This window comes from uncultured Olsenella sp., from assembly GCF_959602185.1.
Taxonomy (GTDB): domain Bacteria; phylum Actinomycetota; class Coriobacteriia; order Coriobacteriales; family Atopobiaceae; genus Olsenella_I; species Olsenella_I phocaeensis.
This window is the reverse complement of record NZ_CAUGRZ010000001.1, coordinates 308322-327996: the sequence shown is the minus strand read 5'-3', so window position 1 is coordinate 327996 and position 19675 is coordinate 308322. Positions and strand designations below refer to the sequence as shown.

Genomic DNA, 19675 nt, shown 5'->3' with positions numbered 1-19675 from the left:
GCGTGGGGGGCCGTCCTCAGAGCGAGGTCGAGAGGGGCTTCTCCCAGAGGGTCGGGGCACGGCGCACGCGCGTCGTGTGCGCCGGCTCCCGGGAGGGGCTCCTCTCGCGTCTGTGCCTGCCCGGGGACGCCCTCGTGGTGCCGACCCTCGGAGGCATGCCCGTGGGGGTGCCGGACCTGCGCGTCCTCGCTCCCGAGGCGCGGGGGCAGGGCAGGGCGGTCGTGGCCGACAACACGCTCGCGAGCTCCTTTGGCGCGGCGCCGCTCAGGCGTGGTGCGCACCTGGCGGTGGAGCTCCTCGACCCCGTCCTGGGAGAGGGCGCGGGTCTGGCCGCGGTGAGCCTCTCGCGCGACTCGCGGCGCGTCGCGGGACTGGACGAGGCTGTGGACGCGCTCGACGGCGCGAGCGCGGGGGAGCTCGAGGCGCTCGTGGCGGCGCTTCCTGCTTTCGACCTGCGCCGACGTGCCGCGAACGACGAGGCGATGGTCGTCGCCTGCTACCTGCGCTGCCATCCCGCCGTCTCGGGGCTGCGCTATCCCGGGCTTCCCGATGACCCAGACCACGAGGCTGCGGCGGCATTGCTCTTCGACGGATTCGGGCCCCTCGTGGACTTCCGGCTGGCGGGGGAGGCCTCCTGGTGTCGCGTCGCCTGCGGCGGGGGAGACGCACGGGGGCTCGTGGCACGGCTGGAGGCACGGCTGTGCCGTCAAGGCTGCTGACCCCGGGCGTTCCCGCCGCCCTCTTGCTCGCCTCGCTGCCGAGATGGGGCTGTGGGCCTGGCAGTGGGCGGCGGCGGGGTATGGGGCGCTTCTGGCATCTTGCCCTTTCGCCCACGACGCCTCCCCATGCGTTCTTCCTCCCGTACGTTCTTCTTGCCCCCGACGTTCTCTATGCACATCTCTGAAATCGCTTCGGTCCCAACTGGGGTTTTGTAAGCGAGAAGTAAGAGACTTGCATAGAGAACGCCCGCAGGGGCGTGGCGGCTTGCATAGAGAACGCCTGCAGGGCCGCGACGGCATAGAGAACGCCTGCAGGGGCGCAGTTGCTTGCATAGAGAACGCTCCGGGCGAGAGGGACGCGCGCTCCGTCGCCGCATGGCGTCAGTGGCCTCATTGCCTTGCGGCCCAATTGCGCCACTGGGCGCCAATTAGGGCCCACTTGTACATCATTTGATAGACAACCGCAGGTAAAGGTGCAAATCTGAAGCGCTTAGGCCTGTCTTTGCGCATATCCCCGCAAGGCTTTTTCGCTATGATTAGGACCGTACGTAGAGCCCTACGTAGACGGCATCACCGACTGCGGTGCCCTACCTCACGCGAAAGGGGAAGCATGGCAAAGGCCGAGAAAGTCATCGACAGCGTCGATGCCCTGGCAGAGCGTATCGCGCAGATGCGCGTGGCCCAGGCCGAGTTCGCAACGTTCACCCAGGAGCAGGTCGACAGGATCTTCTACGAGGCCGCCATGGCGGCCGACAAGGCCCGCATCCCGCTGGCCAAGCTCGCGGTGGAAGAGACCCACATGGGCCTCGTCGAGGACAAGGTCATCAAGAACCACTACGCGGCGGAGTACATCTACAACAAGTACCGCAACACCAAGACCTGCGGCGTAATCTTCGAGGACAAGGCCTACGGCTTCAAGAAGATCGCGGAGCCCATCGGCATCATCGCCGCCGTCATCCCCACCACCAACCCCACCTCGACGGCCATCTTCAAGACGCTGGTCTGCCTCAAGACCCGCAACGCCATCATCATCAGCCCGCACCCCCGCGCCAAGCAGTGCACCATCGAGGCCGCGCGCGTGGTACGCGACGCCGCCGAGGCGGCGGGCCTGCCCAAGGGCATCATCTCGTGGATCGACGAGCCCTCGCTCGCCCTCACCAACGAGCTGATGCACTCCTGCGACACCATCCTCGCCACGGGCGGCCCCGGCATGGTCAACGCCGCCTACAGCTCGGGCAAGCCCGCCCTGGGCGTCGGCCCCGGCAACAACCCCGCGATCATCGACGACTCCGCGGACGTCGAGCTCTCGGTCAACTCGATCATCCACTCCAAGACCTTCGACTACGGCATGATCTGCGCCACCGAGCAGAACGTGATTGTCCTCGACGGCGTCTACGACGCGGTCAAGGCCGAGTTCGAGAAGCGCGGCTGCTACTTCCTGAAGGGCGAGGAGGCGGACAAGGTCGTCAACCTCGTCATCAAGGACGGCGGCGCGGTCAACGCCGCCATGGTGGGCCAGTCCGCCTACCACATCGCCTGCGAGGCGGGCGTGGACGTTCCCAAGTCCACCAAGGTCCTGATTGGCGAGACCGAGTCCGTCGAGCCCTCCAACCGCTGGGCGCACGAGAAGCTCACCACCATCCTGGGCATGTACCGCGCCAAGGACTTCGACGACGCCATCGCGAAGGCATCGCGCCTGGTCGCCGACGGCGGCTACGGCCACACGAGCTCCCTCTTCTGTGACGTGCGCGAGACCGAGAAGCTCGAGAAGCACCAGAATGCCATGAAGACCTGCCGCATCCTGGTCAACACCCCCGCTGCCCAGGGCGGCATCGGTGACATCTACAACTTCATGATGACCCCGTCGCTCACCCTCGGCTGTGGAACCTGGGGAGGCAACTCCGTCTGCGGAAACGTCGGCGTCGCCAACCTTCTCAATGTCAAGGACGTGGCAGAGAGGCGTGAGAACATGCTGTGGCTCCGTACCCCCGAGAAGGTCTACTTCAAGAAGGGCTGCATGCCCGTCGCCCTGGACGAGCTGGGCACGGTCATGGGCAAGAAGCGCTGCTTCATCGTCACCGACCAGTTCCTCTACAAGAACGGCTTCACCAAGCCCATCGAGGACAAGCTCGACCAGATGGGCATCGTGCACTCCAGCTTCTGGAACGTCGAGCCCGACCCCTCGCTGCAGTCCGCCCTCGAGGGCCTGCAGCAGATGAAGGCCTTCGAGCCCGACGTGATCGTTGCCATGGGCGGCGGCTCCGCCATGGACTGCGGCAAGATCATGTGGTCCCTGTACGAGAACCCGGACGAGAAGTTCGAGGACATGTCCGCCGACTTCATGGACATCCGCAAGCGCGTCTACACCTTCCCCAAGATGGGCAAGAAGGCCTACTTCGTGGCCATCCCCACCTCGTCGGGCACCGGCTCCGAGGTCACGCCCTTCGCCATCATCACCGACAAGAGCACCGGCGTTAAGTGGCCCATCACCGACTACGAGCTCATGCCCAACATGGCCATCGTGGACACGGACAACATGATGACGCAGCCGCGCGGCCTCACCTCCGCCTCCGGCGTCGACGTCCTGACCCACTGCCTCGAGGCCTACGTGTCGGTCATGGCGTCCGACTACACCGATCCGCTGGCGCTCCAGGGCATGAAGCTCGTCTTCGACTACCTGCCCCGCGCCTACGACAACCCGACCGACGTCGAGGCCCGCGACCACATGGCGAACGCCTCCTGCCTGGGCGGCCTCGCCTTCGCCAACGCCTTCCTGGGCGTCAACCACTCCATGGCGCACAAGCTGGGAGCCTTCCACCACATCCCGCACGGCTGGGCCAACGCGGTGATTCTCACCCGCGTCATGCGCTACAACGCCGCCGAGCGTCCCACCCGCATGGGTACCTTCCCGCAGTACGACCATCCCAAGACCCTGCACCGCTACGCCGAGGCTGCTCGCTATTGCGGCGTCACCGGCAAGGACGACCAGGAGGTCTTCGAGAAGTTCGTCGCCAAGATCCAGGAGCTCTTCGACTACGTGGGCGTCCATCGCACTATCGCCGAGTACGGCGTGGACGAGAAGAACTTCCTCGACAACCTCGACGCCATGGTGGAGCAGGCCTTCAACGACCAGTGCACCGGCGCAAACCCCCGCTATCCCCTGATGAGCGAGATCAAGGAGCTCTACCTCGACGCGTTCTACGGTCGCGAGCCCAGCTCCTACGAGGACTAGCCCCGGCGAAGGCGAAGCATGCCACGATTCGTGACCCACAAGGAGGATCGCAATGAAGCTGTCTGACGGCAAGGTCGAATTGGCTCGTCGCGGTAACAAGGTCGTCTACCACGATGGTGACAGGCTCGTTAAGGTGTTCAACAGCGAGAAGCCCGCGGCCGACGTGTTCAACGAGGCCCTCAACCTCGCGCGCGTCCAGGGCGTGGGCATCCGCGTCCCCGAGGTGCTCGAGGTCTCCCGCGTGGAGGAGGGCGAGCACAAGGGCTCCTGGGCCCTTGCCACCCGCTACGTCCACGGCGTGACGCTGCTCGAGGTCGCCCAGGGCGATCCCGAGGGGAGGGGGCGCTACCTGGAGCAGCTGGTGGACCTCCAGGCGGAGGTCCACTCCTTCGAGGCACCCCTGCTCAACCGCCAGAAGGACAAGCTGGCACGCATGATAGCCAGCTGCAAGGGCATCGACCCCTCCGTGCGCTACGACCTCGAGATGCGCGTCGACGGGATGAAGCCCGGCATGAGGGTGTGCCACGGCGACTTCGTCCCCTCCAACGTGATCGTGAGCGAGGACGGCAACGAGCTCTACGTCTGCGACTGGGCGCACGTCACCGCCGGCCTGCCCGAGCTTGACGCCGCCATGACCTACCTGCTCTTCAGCCTCGAGGACCCCGAGCTCGCCGAGGAGTACCTGGTCATCTACTCGCGGCGTACCGACACGCCCAAGCAGGTCGTGCACTACTGGCTGCCCGTCGTCGCCGCCGCGGAGCTCTCGCGTAACCGCAAGGTCAACGAGGAGAAGCTCGCCGGTATGGTCAACGTGGGCGACTACGAGTAGGCAACGGGTCATGGCCCGCCACGTGAGTTAGGGATGCAGGGGACCCGGAGAGCCTTCCGGGTCCCCTGCGCATGACGCCCCAGCAAGGACAAGGCCCGAAGGAAGGGGAGAGATGCGCGCAAAGACCACTCGAAGGGGACTTGCCAGGCTTGCCTGCCTGGCCTTCGTCCTGGTGCTTGCCGTGGGTGCGGGGCTCTCGCTCGCTGGATGCAAGCAGGCGGAGGAGCAGCTCATACGGGCTGGCCTCACGCAAAGCCTGGACGCGCTCAAGAACCCGAGCAGGGAGTCGCTGGAGCCTTACGTGTCGCAGCTGGGGCAGGACGGCGTGAGCCGGCTCGAGGGCTACGGGATCGACGTCTATGACCTCGCGGCGCACGTCCTCGAGGGCTTCGACTACCAGCTGGGGGACGTGAGCGTGGATGGTGACACGGCGACCGCCGCCGTGCACGTCAAGGGGCGCGACCTCGCCCCGGCGCTCGAGGCGACCTGGTCGGGCTTTTCCTCCGGCGAGGGGATGGCCGAGCTCGTCTCGACCTACCAGGACGGCGGGGAGGTCGCCGTGGCGCAGAAGCTCCTCTCCCGCTTCTACGAGAACCTGGGCGCAAGTGACGCCCAGGTCGAGGGTGACGTTACGCTCGACCTGGTGAAGGGCGAGGATGGCTGGCAGCCCACGAAGGATGATGCCCAGAGGATGGCGGACGTCCTGTTCGGCAACATCGACCTCTCGTCCCTGGAAGCGCTCGTCTAGGCGTCCGGCACCTGGGCAACGATACGGGTCGCAGACCGAAGCAATCTGCATGTTGCGGCGATTGGCGAAGACGCAGATTCTCGACGTCTTCCATCGCTCTGTGCCTCCTGCCCTCGTTTTATTGAAAAAGCCTGGTAAGAGCTCTGCCAAAGACTTTTTGCAGCGCCGCGGGACCTTCAGATGACCGCCGTCAAATGCATTAGGCTGCGTATGGCCTAGGATGTCCCTACCTTCAGGAGCAGGGCGACGAGGGCGTCGCCTCGAAAGGGGACGCATGGAACTCGGGAGCCTCATCAAGCAGCACCGCAGTGGCAAGGGCATGTCCCAGGACGACCTGGCGCGCGCCATCTTCGTCTCGCGCCAGACCGTCTCCAACTGGGAGACGGGCAAGACCTATCCCGACGTGCAGAGCCTCCTGCTGATGAGCGACCTGTTCGGCGTCTCCATAGACCAGCTCGTGAAGGGAGACATGGAGATGATCGATGCGGAAATCGAGAAGGCGGCGAAGAGGATGAAGATGCTTGCCCAGGTGATGGGAGTATTCGCGCTCTTCGCCATCGTGGTGCCGACCTTGGGCCTTTTCAGGTGGGGGTGGCAGACGGCACCCTCGCTCGTGATCCTCGTGCTCGGGTGGGGCATCGCGATGGCGGCGGCGATCGCCATCGAGAAGATCAAGAAGAGCTACGAGCTCGTGACCTACCAGGACATAGCGGCGTTCATGAACGGGGAGGCGTCGAAGGGGCGCTCTGACGAGGCGGCCCTCGGCCACAGCCACCCGCTCCTGGCGAGCCTCGCGAAGGTGGTGGTCGGCGCCCTCGTGGGAGCGGCGATTGCTCTAGTCGCGATCTTGGTGGCTAAGAGTCTGTAGAGGTACGCGCATGTGCCTCGCCTTTTGTGGTGTCGCGACCCTGCTCGTCCGTGAGCCGAGCAGGGTCGACGCCTTCGGCTCAGACATGATTTCACACGGATAATGCGACCGAGCCCTTTCTTCGCACGGCTCCCGCCGTCGATGGCCGTGGGCTAGTCGTGTCCCTCCAGGCCCCGTGGCTCAAGCTGACGGTAGGTCAGGTACTCGAAGGGCACGCCCCCCGCCGTGACGCCACCCTCCTCGCGGGACTCGAGCACCCAGCCCGGCTCCTCGTCGAGAGGCGGAAACCAGGCGTCGGCCTCCGCCTCGACGTAGTTCATCGTCACGTAGGCGCGCTCGCACCAGGGTAGGAGCTCCTGGTAGACGCTCTGTCCTCCTATGAGCCAAACCTCGTCGGGAGTCGTGTCCGCGACGAGGCCCAGCGCCTCCTCGATGCCGCTCGCGACCTCCACGCCCTCGGGCAGGCCCCCTGCCCCGCGCGTGAGCACGACGTTGCGGCGTCCCCTGAGAGGGCCACCGGGGAAGCTCTGGAGGGTCTTGCGCCCCATGATGACGGTGCCGCCCATGGTGAGCTCCACGAAGCGGCGCATGTCGGCGCGGTTGCGCACCAGGAGCGCGCCGTCGCGCCCTATGCCCCAGCTGGGGGTGACGGAGACTATCGCGTTCATGCCCTCGCCCTAGACCGCGATGGGGATGTTCTTGACCTGCGGCCCGTGCTCGTAGCCCTCCACGACGAGGTCGTCGGTGGTGAAGTCGTAGAAGTCGTGCACCTCGGGGTTCAGGCTCACCTTGGGCGCAGGGTGGGTCGGGCGCGAGATGAGCTCCCACACGATGTCCACGTGGCGGTCGTAGATGTGGGCGTCGGCGATCATGTGCACGAACTCGCCGGCCACCATGTCGTTGGCCTGGGCGACCATCATGAGCAGGAGCGCGTACTGGCAGACGTTCCAGTTGTTCGCGGCGAGCACGTCCTGGCTGCGCTGGACGAGCAGCATGTTGAGGGTCGGCCTCTCGTCGCCCTCCGCATGGGTCACGTTGTAGATGGCGTTGAAGGCGCAGGGATAGAGGTTCATCTCGCTGAGGTCGCCGAAGGTGTACAGGTTGGTCATGATGCGGCGGGAGTAGGGGTTGTTCTTGAGGTCATAGAGGACGCGGTCCATCTGGTCGAAGTCGCCTTCGGGGTAATGGCTCCTCTGCGCGACCTGATAGCCGTAGGCCTTGCCTATGCTGCCGTCCTCGTCGGCCCACTCGTCCCAGATGTGGGAGTGGAGGTCGTTGATGTTGTTGGACTTGCGCTGGTAGATCCAGAGGACCTCGTCCATGGCGCTCTTGAGGGCGGTCCTCCTCAGGGTGAGGGCGGGAAACTCCTCCCGCAGGTCGTAGCGGTTGCACACGCCGAAGCTCTTGATGGTGTAGGCGGGACTGCCGTCCTCCCAGCGGGGCCGGACCTTTTGGCCCTCGGTGGTGCTGCCGTGCTCGATGATCTGCCTGCACATGCCAATGAAAATGTCGTCGGCCTTGCTCATGCGCGCTCCTCTCGCCTTGCGCCCTGGATCTTGGTTGTGGCGGCACGTCGCCGCCCTCGTTGGCCTAGCCTCGCTGGATGGGGGATGACCCGAGGTCCTGGTCGTCGCGGAGGAGCTCCTCAAGCTCCCGGACGAGCTCCTCGTCGTCTTCGTCGGTCTCCCAGGCATTCCCTCCCGAGCCCTTCATCTGGGCGAAGGCCCTGAATTCCCTGTCGAGGGCGTCACCCACGACTTGGGCGGCGCAGCCACCCAGGTAGGAGAAGACGAGGATGGCCAGCAGGAGGCCCAGGCCGGCTATGACGAGGGGCTTGGCCCCCGAGTTCGCGTTGTCAGGCGAGGTGGTGCCCGAGGCGGTCTCTATGACCTGTGGCCCGCTTTCGGTGACCTGAGCCTGCTCCTCCATGCACACCTCCTCTGTGGGCTGGCTTCCCATGATACCCGAGGCAAGGCGTCACGTCGCATTTCCTCGGGGTGCCTGTGGCCTAGAGATGGCTGGACTCGAAGACGGAGTCCCACATCACGCCCAGCGTCATGATCAGCCCGTGGTCCGCGGGAAGCCAGTCGACGTCGGTGAGCTCGTCCCGGCCCAGCCAGCGGAGCTCGCGGTGCTCGCGAAGGACGGGATCCTCCCCCTCGGCGAGGCTGCACACGAAGCAGTCCATGTCCAGGTGGAAGCCGGGATACTCGTAGTCGACGCTGTCGAGGTACCAGATGGTGGAGAGCTCGCACCCCAGTTCCTCCCGCACCTCGCGCCTGAGGGCCTCCTCGCGCGACTCGCCCTCCTCCACCTTGCCGCCGGGGAACTCCCATCTCTCCATGCCATGTCCGCGCCGTGCCGCCAGGACCTTCCCGCCGCGTTGGACGATGGCACAGACGACCTTGGTTTTTTCCATTCACGCACCTCCGGGCCCTCGCGATGGGTATCAGTGGTTGGTATGCGGAGCCCATTCGATTCTATAGCGCGGAGGTATCGCGACATGTCAGGGGAGCAGGTCGACTCGGAGGGGGGCCAGGAGCTGAGGACGCTCTTGGAAAGGGACGAGGGCGAGAGGGACCGGACCATCGTTCGCGCGAGCGAGCTGGCCATCGCCGGCAATGTCGTGCTCGCGGCGGGCGCAAGCTCCCTCAAGGAGTCCGTCGTGTCCATCCTGAACCCTGCGACGCCAGACTACGTGATCGTCGACTTCGACGACCCTGACAGGATGGGGACCTACGAGGCGATCCGTGCAGAATGCTCCGAGGCATATCCCGACTGGAGCTTCACCGTGGGGCTCGACTCGGACGTTTCGGACTAGGATGGGGGAGTCGTCGCCCGGGGATGGCGACCCAGATGGCGAGGTGCCGCATGTACAGCTTCGATGGCAGGGTGCGTTACAGCGAGTGCGACGAGGACGGGAGGCTGTCGCTCCTGGGCCTTGTCAACTACCTGCAGGACTGCTCGACCTTCCAGTCGCAGAGCCTGGACATCGGCCTTGACTTCATGGCCGCGCACCACTTCGCGTGGTTCATCTCCGCCTGGCAGATCGAGATTGACGAGCTCCCGCGCTTCTTCGACCCCATCGTGGTCTCCACCTGGGCGTACAGCATGAGGCGCACCCAGGCGGGTCGCTGCTTCACCATCTCCTCGCCCGAGGGGAGGACCTATGTCCAGGCGGACTCGCTCTGGTTCGTGTATGACACCGAGGCAAAGTCACCCGTGCGCATACCGGAGTCCCAGCTGGCATATGCCGAGGACACGCCCCGGCTCGACTTGCCACCCACCAAGAGGAAGCTCGAGGTCGAGGGACCGTATCGAGAGACGCGTCCCGTGACCATCGCCGAGCAGCACCTCGACACGAACCGCCACGTCAACAACGCCCAGTACATCCAGCTTGCCTGCGACGCGCTGGAGGAGCTGGGCGAGGCCTTCGAGCCACGGCGGATCTGCGTGCAGTACCGCCAGATGGCACTTCTGGGGGACCTCGTGGCGCCCCGGGTCCACCGGTGGCAGGACGGCGCCTGCGTTGACCTCTCGGACGGCGGCGAGAGGAGCTACGCCGTGGTCCGGCTCTCTCGCTAGGGGCGCACCGGCGCCCGCTCGCCCTGTGGCCTGTAGCGGCTGAGGCCGTCCACCACCAACTTGCAGCAGGAGGGGAGGGCCCGCGCCTCGTATTCGGTGACCCCCTCCGTGACCAGCTCGCCGTCGATCTGCATGGGCATGGGCTCGCTCGAGCGGACGTGGACCCTCTCGCCCGAGAAGTGCTCGAGGTATGGCCTGCCCAGGTGGCTTCCCGCAGGGTCGACGAGGCTCGCGAACATGGGCCTGAGCAGGTGGACGGCGTCCTCGGTCTCGAGCACGATCACGTCGAGACGCCCGTCGTCCATGCTGCTGTCGGGGACGATCTCCACCTCGCCCTGGATCATGGCGCAGTTGGCGACCATGCAGGCGATGCCGTCACGCTCGTGACGCTCGCCATCCACCTCTATGGAGAAGTGTGATACCTGCGGTCGGATGTTCTTCAGCGCCGCCGCGAAGTAGGCCGCCTCCCCCATGCTCTGCTTGTTGGGAACGGCGGCCTGCATGAGGCGGGCGTCGTAGCCTGTCCCGGACATGACGCCGAATCCGCACACGTGTGCGCCGGAGGGGTCCTCCCAGCTCAGCTCGCCGAGGTCGGTGCGCGCCCAGAGGCCGCGCCTGCAGGCCCGGGCGATCGCCGCGGGCTCGGCGGCCGATCCCAGGTTGGCGTGCAGGAGGTTGGCCGTGCCCGAGGGGAACACGCAGCTGAGGACGTCGCGGCCCCTGAGCTCCCAGAGGAGGCCGGACACCGTGCCGTCCCCGCCCGAGAGCACGACGAGGTCGAAGTCCTCCGCGTCCGCGAGGCACTCGCGCCCTCCTCCCGAGCCGGGCAGCACGCGCATCACGCACTCGTCGCCCTGTTCGAGCAGGGCGCGCTCGAACTCGAAGACCGCGTCCGACCCGAAGCCGGAAGCGTTGTTGTGGACTATGAGGCTGCGCATGCTGACCTCCGACGGCCTTGAGTATGATGGTGGGGCCGGCGAGGGGCCGGCCGACGGATACAAATGTATCCGTTTTTGGCGACAAGACATGAATCGAGCGTGCGTGTACATATCTGACGCGGAGGGGCTCGCGCGTTTCTGCGAGCGCGCCTCGGACTCCAAGGTGCTGGCGGTGGACACCGAGTTCCTGCGCGAGAGGACCTACTTTCCCCGGCTCTGCCTGATCCAGGTCGCGACCGCCGACGAGTCGTGTGCCGTCGACCCCATCCTCATCGAGGACCTCACGCCCCTCAGGAGGCTCCTCGAGGACCGCTCCGTCACCAAGGTCTTCCATGCGTGCACGCAGGACCTCGAGGTCATCCTGGACGGCATGGGCTGCGTGCCCGCGCCGGTCTTCGACACCCAGCTCGCCGCTGCCTTCCTGGGGCATCGCCAGCAGATCGGCTACGGTGCCCTCGTCGAGGCCTGCTGTGGCGTGCGCCTGCCCAAGGCGGAGTCGCTCACCGACTGGTCCCGCCGCCCCCTCGACGCCGAGCAGCTGCGCTACGCGGAGGACGACGTGATCTACCTCCCGCGCATCTATGAGCAGATGGTGTCGGAGCTCGCCCGCCGCGACAGGCTGGCCTGGCTCGAGCCCGAGATGCGCTCCCTCACCGACCCCTCGCGCGTCGAGCGCGACCCCAGGGATGCCTACCTGCACCTCAAGCGCTCCAACTCCCTCACCCGCCGCCAGCTCTCCGTCGCGCGCGAGGCCTGCGCCTGGCGCGAGCGGGAGGCGGCGCGCAGGAACATCCCCCGCAAGTGGGTGGTCTCCGACGAGGTGCTCGTCGAGCTCTGCAAGAGGGCGCCCAGGGGCGTGGACCGGCTCAGGCGCATCCGGGGCACCGAGCAGCTCCCCACGCGCGACGCCGAGGAGCTCGTCGCTGCCGTGGGGCGCGGTCTCGCCTGCGATCCCGACGAGATGCCCCTCCGCCCGCACCGCGAGCGCCCCTCGTCCGAGACGGAGAGCGTTCTGGACCTCATGTACTCCCTCCTCAGGCTGGTCTCGGAGCGCAGCGGCGTCGCCGCCCAGCTCATCGCCACGAGGGAGGACCTCCAGGACTACGTCTCTGACCCCGCCTCCTCCAAGCTCTCGCGCTCGTGGAGGGCGGAGCTCCTGGGAAGCCAGCTCTCCCGCCTCCTCTCGGGCGAGATGGGCCTCACCGTCAAGGACGGACACATCGAGCTTCTCTGAGCGACCTTGCCGATTGTGTCCCAGGACTGTCGTAGGATGGGCGCAAGACAGCGCGGGCGGATGGGGTACAAGTGCTCCATGTCACCGATCGGATGGGAGGCAGGTCGTATGCCAATGGGCATGTATTACGGTTACGGTGCGGACCTGGGCTACCTGGGCGTGGTCCTGGTCTCGCTCGTCCTGGGGCTCCTCACCCAGAGCTACATCCAGTCCACCTACAGGAAGTGGTCCAAGGTCCCGTCCACCCTGGGCGCCACCGGGGCTGAGGTCGCCCGCCGCATGCTCGACTCGGGCGGGGCGCATGGCGTGGGCATCACCAGGGTGGAGGGCCACCTCACGGACTACTTCGACCCGCGCGACAACCAGCTGCACCTCTCGGGCGAGAACTACGCGCAGGGCTCGGTCGCCTCGGTCGCCGTGGCTTGTCACGAGGCCGGGCATGCCGTGCAGACCGCCAGGGGCTATGCCTTCGGCAGGCTGCGCTCGGCGCTGGTGCCCGTCGTCAACGTCACCCAGCAGGCGTGGGCGGTCGTCTTCATGCTGGGCGTCTTCCTGAGCCTCTCCGGCCTCGTGCGCCTGGCCATCGCCCTCTTCGCCTTCTCGGTCGTCTTCCAGCTCGTCACCCTCCCCGTCGAGATCGACGCCTCGCGCCGCGCGGTCGCCTACCTCTCGGCGAACGGCCAGGGGCTCGACGGGCGCGGCGCCCGCCAGGTCCTCACCGCCGCGGCGCTCACCTACGTCTCGGCGGCGCTCGTCTCCATCCTGCAGCTCCTCTATCTCCTGGGACGCAGCGGTGACAGGCGCTAGGGAAGGGGCCCTGGAGAGTGGCTCCCAGCCCATCTCCGTGAGCCAGGCGGTGGGGCTTGCCGCCGCGGCGGCGGACGCCATGCCCACCCTGCTCGTCAACGGCGAGGTGACGGGGTTCCGAGGCCCCAACGCCCGCTCGGGCCACTGCTACTTCCAGGTGAAGGACGACTCCTCCGCGATGGACGTTATCGTCTGGCGCGGGAGCTACGCCAAGTCCGGCGTGCGGCTCAGGGACGGGCTCCAGCTCGAGATGCAGGGCAGGTTCAACGTGTACCGGGGGAGCGGCAGGCTCTCGTTCGTGGCGTCGCGCATCAGCGTGGCGGGCGAGGGGCTCCTGCGCCAGCAGGTGGCCCAGCTCGCCCGCAAGCTCGAGGCGGAGGGACTCATGGCCCCGGAGCGCAAGCGCCCCATACCGCGCTTCTGCCAGCGGGTGGCCGTGGTCACCTCCCTCTCGGGCTCGGTCATCGACGACGTGAAGCGCACCCTCGCCCGCAGGAACCCGCTCGTGCAGGTCCAGGTCGCCGGCTGCATGGTGCAGGGGCCTGGGGCCCCCGAGTCCATCATCCGTGCCCTGGGGGTCGCCGCCGCGGCCCGTCCCGACGCGATCCTCCTGGTGCGCGGTGGCGGCTCCTTCGAGGACCTCATGACCTTCAACGACGAGGCGCTCGCCCGCGCCGTCGCCGCCTGCCCCGTCCCCGTCATAACGGGCATCGGCCACGAGCCGGACACGTCCATCTGCGACATGGTGGGCGACCGACGCACCTCGACGCCCACGGCGGCTGCCGAGTCGGTCGCGCCGGGCATCGACGAGGTCGAGCTGCAGATCTCCGAGCGTGCGAAGCGCCTCGTCCGCAGCATGTCCTCGACGCTCGCCCTGAGCGGACAGGCGCTCGACGGGCTGGGGGCGCTCGCCTCGCGCTCTCTCGCCGCTCGCCTCGCCCAGCTCCGCTCGGGGGTCGAGGCCCTGGGCAGCAGACGCTGCCTGAGCGACCCTGCGGCGACGCTGCGCGACCGGGAGCTCCAGCTCGTGCAGACCGAGCAACGCCTGCACGACGCCGTCCCCCGCGGCCTCGCCATCGACGCCGAGCGCACACACAGGCTGGCAGACCGCCTGCGCGTGGGAGGGGAGGGCCTCCTCTCTCCCTTCGACCACCAGACCCTGCGCCTCGCGGCGACGCTCGAGGCGCTCTCGCCCCTCAAGGTCCTCACGCGCGGCTACGCCATAGCCCGCGACGCGCAGGGACATGTCGTGACCGACGCCGCGGGAGTGGGCGCCGGAGACGAGCTGCGCCTCCTGCTCGCGCACGGGAGCGTCGGCGCGCAGGTGACGGACGTAAGCCTTGACACGGCGAGGCAGCTCGCCTCGCGAAGGGAGTAGACCCATGGAAGAGAAGGCATCGTACGCCGACATCGAGCAGCTGAGCTTCAAGGAGGCGTCGATCGAGCTCGAGCAGATCGTGCGCTCCCTCGAGGCGGGTGACCTGGAGCTCGAGGAGTCCCTCAGCCGCTACGGTCGCGGCGTGGAGCTCCTGAAGAGCCTGCGCAAGCGCCTCGCGGAGGCCGAGCAGAAGGTCCAACTGCTCGTGGACTCGACCGAGCCCGCCGTCGTCGCCGACACCACCTCGGCCCCTTCGACGGCCTATCTGGACGAGTAGGAACGGTGTCGGGACGGACGCCCGCTTCCGGGACCCGGTGACAGTGACAGACAAGGGGAGAGGAACGGCCATGGCCATCAGGGACGACTGCATCTTCTGCAAGATCGCCAACCACCAGATCGAGTCCGACTACGTGTACGAGGACGAGCTGGTCTGCGCGTTCAGGGACATGAGCCCCCAGGCGCCGACGCACGTCCTGGTCGTCCCGAAGAGCCATCATGAGGACATCCTCGACGGCGTCGACGAGGCGACCTTGGCCGCCCTCGCGCATGCCGTGGGCGAGGTCGCGCGCGCGGAGGGCATCGACAAGACGGGGTTTCGCGTCATCACCAACACGGGCGATGACGCCGGGCAGACGGTCCACCACCTGCACCTCCACGTCCTGGGCGGGGAGTCCCTGGGCGAGGGCCTGATCGCGAGGTCCTAGCGTGCCCTCGCATGAGGAGGCGGCCGCCGAGCGACACGCCCGCGGCTACAACTGCGCCCAGGCGGTGGCGTGCAGCTTCGCCGACGAGCTGGGCATGGACGAGGCCTCCCTCTTCAGGGCTGCCGAGGGACTGGGGCTTGGCATGGGCGGCATGCAGGCCACCTGTGGCGCCGTCGCGGGCGCATGCATGGTTGCCGGCCTCCTCAACAGCACGGGCGACCTGGACCATCCCAACAGCAAGGCATCCACGTACCGTCTCTCGCGCCAGATCGTGGAGCGATTTGGCGAGGCAAACGGATCGACCACCTGTCGCGAGCTCAAGGGGGTGGGGACGGGAACGGTGCTCGCGCCCTGCACGAAGTGCGTCAGCGACGCGGTGAGGATCGCCGAGGACGTGCTCCGGGAGGCGCGCACGCGCCAGGCCTAGCCCGTGACGTCCTCCCATGGCTGGCGGAGGGCTATGATAGAGAGAGTTTGTGCCGATTGGGCACACCGCCTCGAGAGGAGATCCATGAACGTCCTAGTCATCAACGCCGGCAGCTCTTCGCTCAAGTACCAGCTGCTCGACACCAAGACCCGCCAGGTCTTTGCAAAGGGCAACTGCGAGCGCATCGGCATCGACGGCTCGTTCATCGGCCACCAGGAGAACGACGGCGAGAAGCAGAAGCTCGAGGTGGCCCTGCCGGACCACAAGACCGCCATCCAGCACGTATTCAAGATCCTGGACGAGGCCGGCTTCGACACCTCGAAGATCGAGGGCATCGGCCACCGCGTGGTCCAGGGAGGCTGGTACTTCCCCGAGTCCAAGGTCGTCACCGACGAGACCCTGGGCTGGGCTCGTGAGGTCGCTCCTCTCGCGCCCCTGCACAACTACGCCGAGGCAGACGTCATCCAGATTTGCCGCGAGCTCTTCCCCAGCATCGGTAACGTGATCGTGGCGGACACCTCCTTCCACTACAACATGCCCGAGAAGGCCTGGCGCTACGCCCTGCCGCGCGACGTGGTCGACAAGCTGCACATCCGCAAGTACGGCGCGCACGGCACCTCGCACCGCTTCATCTGGAAGACCACCAACGAGTTCCTGGACGGCGACGTCCACAAGCTCGTCTCCTGCCACCTGGGCTCCGGCGCCTCCCTCGCCGCCATCCAGGACGGCCGCGTGATGGACACCACCATGGGCCTCACCCCGCTTGACGGCCTCATCATGGGCACCCGCTGCGGCAGCGTCGACCCCGCCACCGTGTTCTATCTGCAGCGCGTCGGCGGCTACACCGTCGACGAGGTCGACACCATGATGAACAAGCAGTCCGGCCTGGCGGCCCTCAGCGCCGTCTCGAGCGACTCGCGCGACATCGAGGAGGGCGCCGAGAGGGGCGACGAGAACTGCAGGCTTGCGCTCGAGATGTTCTACTACCGCACCTCCCAGCTCGTCGCCGAGATGGCCCAGTCCATGCACGGCTTCGACACCATGGTCTTCACCGCGGGCATCGGCGAGAACTCCGATATCATGCGCCTTGGCGTCGCCAAGGAGCTCGAGTGGCTCGGCGTCAAGATCGACGAGGAGGCCAACAAGGTCCGCTCCGGCGAGCCTCGCGTCATCTCTGCGCCCGACTCTAGGGTCAAGCTCCTCGTGGTTCCCACCAACGAGGAGCTCATGATCGCCATGGACGTCGAGGAGCTCCTGGGCAAGTAGTCTCAAGCCAAAACGCTTTGCAGAGACGGCCCGGCGGGATTTCCCGTCGGGCCGTCTCTGCAATGCGGGCGCGTTTCCTTCGCCTGGCAGGGCCCATTCCTACCCTCGCTATGTCGAGTGCGCAAGCTGAAACCTTAAGGTTGCGCACTCGACGTCCCTCTCCTCAGCGTTTTCCCAGTTGAGGGGAAGCCAGCGTCTCTCGAGTATGCAACCTTAACCCTTCAGCTTGCGCACTCGCGAGACCTGGTCGGCCTGTATAGTCGAGAGTCTTGAGCTGCTGCGCTGTCGAAAGTCTTGAGCTGCTGCGCTGTCGAGAGTCTTGAGCTGCTGCGCTACTGCGGGCGAGTTCCCTTCGCCTGGCAGGGCCCTGTCGTGGCTCCTCCTACCTGCCGAGCCCGCCCTTGCGCCAAGGAAGCCATTCTAGGATGCCCCGCGGCTCTGGCTCGTGCGTGGGGGAGAGGTACTGGTAGGCGAGTCGTTCCTCTCCGTTGGAAAGGCAGATGACCCCGCAGCGCCTGAAGCCATGCCTCTCGAGCAGCCCCTGCATGGGCAGGTTGAGCTCGTGGGTGTCCATGCGCAGGCTGTCTGCCGTCTCGCAGAGCCAAGCCATCATGAAGGAGCCGACTCCGTTGCCCTGACGAAGCGTGGCAAAGCGGTGCACGACGAAGTAGGGGCCGTCGTCCAGCCAGTCTCCACCGTCGATTCGCAGGTAGCAGGGGTCTGGCCCCGGCGCGAGGACGAAGCATCCGACGACTCCCTCGCCCTCCTCCTCGCAGACCATGAGGGTGCCGCGCCTGAGCTCCGACGCCAGCTCCGCCCTCGTGGGGAAGGAGCGTTCCCATTGCGGGTTGCCCCGTGCGCGCATGAAGGAGCGCGACGACTCGAGCACGTGCATGACGTCGTCGAGCTCGCGATTCCTTGCCGTCCTGATGCGTCGTTCCGACATGACGCCCCTAGAAGGGAGTGACGACGAAGGAGAGGCGGTCTGTCTGTCCGGGCGAGAGGAGCCTCATGCCCCGCTTGTGCTCGAACACGTCGTCCTCGTCCTCCGCCGTGGCGCAGCCCGTCCAGGGCTCGAGCGCGACGAAGGGCGCGTCCCCGGCGGCAGACCAGACGCCGAGGTAGTCGAATCCCGCGAAGTCGACCCTGATGCCGTGTCCCTCCGGCCCCACGAGACGAACCCGCCTCTGCGGGACGTCCTCGAAGACCAGGGTGTCGACGTCGAAGGTCCTGTGGGTCAGCGGCAGGACGGAGCAGCTGTCCAGGAGGGGGAGGCGGTCCTGGAAGTCGAGGAGGCCGGTCGAGACGTCGATCCGCGGAGCGGCGTAGGTCCAAGGCTCGGCGAACTCGAGGCGGTAGGCATCGAAGCCATCGGAGGCTCCCACAGCCGGGACGTTGAAGGCGGGATGGCCCCCCAGCACATAGGGAAGGTCGTGCGAGCCGGTGTTGGTGACCTCGAAGCCCTGCACGAGCGAGCTCTCGTCGATGGCGTACGAGAGGCGCAGCCTGAAGTCGTAGGGGAAGGACCGGCGCGTCCCCTCGTTCGACTCGAGCTCCAGGAGGACGCGGTTCTCCTCCCGCTCCACCAACGAGAACTCCTCGTTGCGGGCGAGGCCGTGCCTGCCGAGGCGTATCTCTCCCCGAGCGCTGGTGGCGTGGTCTCCCCTGAGGTTGCCCACGATGGGGAAGAGGACGGGCGCCCGGCGGGGCCACCAACGGGGGTCTCCCTGCCACAGGTACTCCGTACCGCCCGCCTTGAGGCTCATGAGCTGAGCCCCAAGCCTGCTGACCTCGGCCTCGATTTGACCAGAGGAGATGCGTGCCGTGTCCTCCATGCCGTCCTCCCGCCCCGAACGCTTGAGTTGGATGCAGTAATATGTGCAATGTGTGAGCACATAGATAGTACATCCCCCAGGCAAAGGAAGGCTCAGGCATGCACAAGAGGAAACTGTTCCCGCTCGCGTCGTTCGTGGTGGTCCTCCTCGCCCTCGCCCTTGTCGGCTGCGCTGGCGCGCCGTGGCAGGGGCAGAATGCGACGGGGTCCCAGGGAGTGGCCGAGGTGCGCGTCGGCTCCCTCAAGGGTCCCACCTCCATCGGCCTCGCGTCCTTCATGGACCGGGCGGCTGGTGGCGGCACCGCGAACGCCTACAGCTTCACCATCGCCTCCTCCGCCGACGAGATCGTCCCCTCCGTCGTGAGCGGTGACCTCGACGTTGCCTTGGTTCCCGCCAACGTCGCCTCCGTCCTCTACAACAAGACCAAGGGGGCCGTCTCGGTCATCGACGTCAACACGCTGGGCGTGCTCTCCGTCGTGACGGGCGACGAGGGCGTGTCGAGCCTCGCCGACCTCGCCGGTAGGACGGTCTACATGACCGGCAAGGGCACGACGCCCGAGTTCGTCATGCAGTACCTGCTCCAGAAGTCTGATCTTGCGGACAAGGTGACCCTCGAGTTCAAGAGTGCCCCCACCGAGGTCGTGGCCGCCCTCGTGGCAGACCCGTCCGCGGTCGGTGTGCTGCCCCAGCCCTACGTGACCGCGGCAACCTCGAAGAACCCCTCGCTGCGCGCTGCAATCGACCTCAACGACGCCTGGGCGGCGACGGGCGAGGGCGCCACTATGGTCACCGGCGTCACCGTCGTGCGCAACGACTTCCTGAGGGACCACCCGGCTGCCGTGGAGGAGTTCCTGAAGGAGCATGCGGCGTCGGTGGATGCCGCCAACTCTGACCCCGCTGGCGTCTCCCCGAAGGTGGTGGCCGCCGGGATCATGGACAACGAGAAGGTCGTCGAGAAGGCCATCCCCGCCTGCCACCTGGTCTGCCTGACCGGCGGCGAGATGGAAGGCGCGCTTTCGGGCTACCTCGGGGCGATCGCCTCCGTCGACGCCAGCTCCGTGGGCGGGAGCCTCCCTCCCAAGGACTTCTACTTCCAGGGCTAGCC

General features: G+C 66.9%; 22 protein-coding genes. 15 read left to right on the top strand and 7 right to left on the bottom strand.

Translation table 11 applies throughout. The features are described from left to right. Positions 1–2: 2 nt before the first annotated feature. The 5 genes from Q5923_RS01555 (at position 3) to Q5923_RS01535 (ending at position 6396) form a co-directional block, all read left to right on the top strand. Positions 3–719, top strand: a complete 717-nt coding sequence (locus Q5923_RS01555; RefSeq protein ID WP_303131670.1) for a PLP-dependent transferase — start codon at positions 3–5, stop codon at positions 717–719. A gap of 610 nt (positions 720–1329) precedes the next feature. Beyond that, positions 1330–3951, top strand: a complete 2622-nt coding sequence (gene adhE / locus Q5923_RS01550; protein WP_303131668.1) for a bifunctional acetaldehyde-CoA/alcohol dehydrogenase — start codon at positions 1330–1332, stop codon at positions 3949–3951. Between the two features lie 52 nt (positions 3952–4003). Beyond that, positions 4004–4780: a phosphotransferase family protein gene (locus Q5923_RS01545; RefSeq protein ID WP_303131666.1), complete on the top strand. Its 777-nt coding sequence runs from the start codon at positions 4004–4006 to the stop codon at positions 4778–4780. Positions 4781–4892: 112 nt separating this feature from the next. Continuing rightward, positions 4893–5528, top strand: a complete 636-nt coding sequence (locus Q5923_RS01540) for a hypothetical protein (RefSeq protein ID WP_303131665.1) — start codon at positions 4893–4895, stop codon at positions 5526–5528. Between the two features lie 274 nt (positions 5529–5802). Then, complete coding sequence (locus Q5923_RS01535; protein WP_303131663.1) at positions 5803–6396, top strand: helix-turn-helix transcriptional regulator; 594 nt, start codon at positions 5803–5805, stop codon at positions 6394–6396. 152 nt (positions 6397–6548) lie between these two features. On the opposite strand, the gene Q5923_RS01530 is transcribed toward Q5923_RS01535, so the two are convergent. The 4 genes from Q5923_RS01530 to Q5923_RS01515 all read right to left on the bottom strand — a co-directional run bounded on the left by Q5923_RS01530 (position 6549) and on the right by Q5923_RS01515 (position 8815). Then, complete coding sequence (locus Q5923_RS01530) at positions 6549–7064, bottom strand: dihydrofolate reductase (RefSeq protein WP_303131662.1); 516 nt, start codon at positions 7062–7064, stop codon at positions 6549–6551. A gap of 9 nt (positions 7065–7073) precedes the next feature. Then, positions 7074–7922 (bottom strand): thymidylate synthase, encoded by an 849-nt coding sequence (gene thyA, locus Q5923_RS01525; RefSeq protein WP_303131660.1) that lies wholly within the window; start codon positions 7920–7922, stop codon positions 7074–7076. Positions 7923–7986: 64 nt separating this feature from the next. Next, the gene (locus tag Q5923_RS01520; protein ID WP_072499545.1) at positions 7987–8325 is read right to left on the bottom strand and encodes a hypothetical protein; all 339 of its coding nucleotides are present in this window, start codon (positions 8323–8325) and stop codon (positions 7987–7989) included. Positions 8326–8404: 79 nt separating this feature from the next. After that, positions 8405–8815, bottom strand: a complete 411-nt coding sequence (locus tag Q5923_RS01515; protein WP_303131657.1) for a (deoxy)nucleoside triphosphate pyrophosphohydrolase — start codon at positions 8813–8815, stop codon at positions 8405–8407. An 84-nt stretch (positions 8816–8899) separates the two neighbouring features. Here Q5923_RS01515 and Q5923_RS01510 point away from each other — a divergent pair, with 84 nt between their 5' ends. After that, positions 8900–9217, top strand: coding sequence for a hypothetical protein (locus Q5923_RS01510; RefSeq protein WP_303131655.1), 318 nt, complete (start codon positions 8900–8902; stop codon positions 9215–9217). A 50-nt stretch (positions 9218–9267) separates the two neighbouring features. After that, on the top strand, positions 9268–9981 hold the full coding sequence (locus tag Q5923_RS01505; RefSeq protein ID WP_303131653.1) for an acyl-[acyl-carrier-protein] thioesterase: 714 nt from the start codon (positions 9268–9270) through the stop codon (positions 9979–9981). Here Q5923_RS01505 and Q5923_RS01500 read toward each other — a convergent pair. Then, complete coding sequence (locus Q5923_RS01500; RefSeq protein WP_009279106.1) at positions 9978–10919, bottom strand: diacylglycerol kinase family protein; 942 nt, start codon at positions 10917–10919, stop codon at positions 9978–9980. The two genes, Q5923_RS01505 and Q5923_RS01500, sit on opposite strands and share 4 nt — an antisense overlap. 103 nt (positions 10920–11022) lie before the next feature. Here Q5923_RS01500 and rnd point away from each other — a divergent pair, with 103 nt between their 5' ends. From rnd to Q5923_RS01465, 7 genes are all read left to right on the top strand, one after another. Then, positions 11023–12153 carry a ribonuclease D gene (gene rnd, locus Q5923_RS01495; protein WP_009279107.1) on the top strand — a complete coding sequence of 377 codons (1131 nt, stop codon included), beginning with the start codon at positions 11023–11025 and terminating at the stop codon, positions 12151–12153. A 108-nt stretch (positions 12154–12261) separates the two neighbouring features. After that, on the top strand, positions 12262–12960 hold the full coding sequence (locus tag Q5923_RS01490) for a zinc metallopeptidase (RefSeq protein ID WP_009279108.1): 699 nt from the start codon (positions 12262–12264) through the stop codon (positions 12958–12960). Then, positions 12947–14338, top strand: coding sequence for an exodeoxyribonuclease VII large subunit (gene xseA, locus Q5923_RS01485; protein WP_303131651.1), 1392 nt, complete (start codon positions 12947–12949; stop codon positions 14336–14338). Before Q5923_RS01490 ends, xseA begins: the two co-directional genes overlap by 14 nt. A 4-nt stretch (positions 14339–14342) precedes the next feature. Further along, positions 14343–14615: an exodeoxyribonuclease VII small subunit gene (gene xseB, locus Q5923_RS01480; protein ID WP_062531283.1), complete on the top strand. Its 273-nt coding sequence runs from the start codon at positions 14343–14345 to the stop codon at positions 14613–14615. Positions 14616–14685: 70 nt separating this feature from the next. Further along, complete coding sequence (locus Q5923_RS01475) at positions 14686–15042, top strand: histidine triad nucleotide-binding protein (RefSeq protein ID WP_009279111.1); 357 nt, start codon at positions 14686–14688, stop codon at positions 15040–15042. Position 15043: 1 nt separating this feature from the next. Further along, positions 15044–15469: a C-GCAxxG-C-C family protein gene (locus Q5923_RS01470; RefSeq protein WP_072499547.1), complete on the top strand. Its 426-nt coding sequence runs from the start codon at positions 15044–15046 to the stop codon at positions 15467–15469. Positions 15470–15553: 84 nt separating this feature from the next. After that, positions 15554–16735, top strand: coding sequence for an acetate/propionate family kinase (locus Q5923_RS01465; RefSeq protein WP_303131648.1), 1182 nt, complete (start codon positions 15554–15556; stop codon positions 16733–16735). A gap of 382 nt (positions 16736–17117) precedes the next feature. Here the strand turns inward: Q5923_RS01465 and Q5923_RS01460 are convergent, their stop codons facing one another. After that, entirely contained in the window at positions 17118–17681 is a 564-nt protein-coding gene (locus Q5923_RS01460) for a GNAT family N-acetyltransferase (RefSeq protein ID WP_303131647.1), read from the bottom strand. 7 nt (positions 17682–17688) lie between these two features. Next, on the bottom strand, positions 17689–18570 hold the full coding sequence (locus Q5923_RS01455; protein WP_303131645.1) for an aldose 1-epimerase family protein: 882 nt from the start codon (positions 18568–18570) through the stop codon (positions 17689–17691). Positions 18571–18668: 98 nt separating this feature from the next. Between Q5923_RS01455 and Q5923_RS01450 the strand changes: the two genes are divergently transcribed. Further along, positions 18669–19673 (top strand): ABC transporter substrate-binding protein, encoded by a 1005-nt coding sequence (locus Q5923_RS01450; RefSeq protein WP_303131644.1) that lies wholly within the window; start codon positions 18669–18671, stop codon positions 19671–19673. Positions 19674–19675: the final 2 nt, after the last annotated feature.

Excerpts from the sequence above, each read along its gene's own strand:
- adhE (WP_303131668.1), top strand. The coding sequence starts at position 1,330 with ATGGCAAAGGCCGAGAAAGTCATCGACAGCGTCGATGCCCTGGCAGAG.
- Q5923_RS01545 (WP_303131666.1), top strand. The coding sequence starts at position 4,004 with ATGAAGCTGTCTGACGGCAAGGTCGAATTGGCTCGTCGCGGTAACAAG.
- Q5923_RS01540 (WP_303131665.1), top strand. The coding sequence starts at position 4,893 with ATGCGCGCAAAGACCACTCGAAGGGGACTTGCCAGGCTTGCCTGCCTG.
- Q5923_RS01535 (WP_303131663.1), top strand. The coding sequence starts at position 5,803 with ATGGAACTCGGGAGCCTCATCAAGCAGCACCGCAGTGGCAAGGGCATG.
- Q5923_RS01530 (WP_303131662.1), bottom strand. The coding sequence starts at position 7,064 with ATGAACGCGATAGTCTCCGTCACCCCCAGCTGGGGCATAGGGCGCGAC.
- thyA (WP_303131660.1), bottom strand. The coding sequence starts at position 7,922 with ATGAGCAAGGCCGACGACATTTTCATTGGCATGTGCAGGCAGATCATC.
- Q5923_RS01520 (WP_072499545.1), bottom strand. The coding sequence starts at position 8,325 with ATGGAGGAGCAGGCTCAGGTCACCGAAAGCGGGCCACAGGTCATAGAG.
- Q5923_RS01515 (WP_303131657.1), bottom strand. The coding sequence starts at position 8,815 with ATGGAAAAAACCAAGGTCGTCTGTGCCATCGTCCAACGCGGCGGGAAG.
- Q5923_RS01510 (WP_303131655.1), top strand. The coding sequence starts at position 8,900 with ATGTCAGGGGAGCAGGTCGACTCGGAGGGGGGCCAGGAGCTGAGGACG.
- Q5923_RS01505 (WP_303131653.1), top strand. The coding sequence starts at position 9,268 with ATGTACAGCTTCGATGGCAGGGTGCGTTACAGCGAGTGCGACGAGGAC.
- Q5923_RS01500 (WP_009279106.1), bottom strand. The coding sequence starts at position 10,919 with ATGCGCAGCCTCATAGTCCACAACAACGCTTCCGGCTTCGGGTCGGAC.
- Q5923_RS01490 (WP_009279108.1), top strand. The coding sequence starts at position 12,262 with ATGCCAATGGGCATGTATTACGGTTACGGTGCGGACCTGGGCTACCTG.
- xseB (WP_062531283.1), top strand. The coding sequence starts at position 14,343 with ATGGAAGAGAAGGCATCGTACGCCGACATCGAGCAGCTGAGCTTCAAG.
- Q5923_RS01475 (WP_009279111.1), top strand. The coding sequence starts at position 14,686 with ATGGCCATCAGGGACGACTGCATCTTCTGCAAGATCGCCAACCACCAG.
- Q5923_RS01465 (WP_303131648.1), top strand. The coding sequence starts at position 15,554 with ATGAACGTCCTAGTCATCAACGCCGGCAGCTCTTCGCTCAAGTACCAG.
- Q5923_RS01460 (WP_303131647.1), bottom strand. The coding sequence starts at position 17,681 with ATGTCGGAACGACGCATCAGGACGGCAAGGAATCGCGAGCTCGACGAC.
- Q5923_RS01455 (WP_303131645.1), bottom strand. The coding sequence starts at position 18,570 with ATGGAGGACACGGCACGCATCTCCTCTGGTCAAATCGAGGCCGAGGTC.
- Q5923_RS01450 (WP_303131644.1), top strand. The coding sequence starts at position 18,669 with ATGCACAAGAGGAAACTGTTCCCGCTCGCGTCGTTCGTGGTGGTCCTC.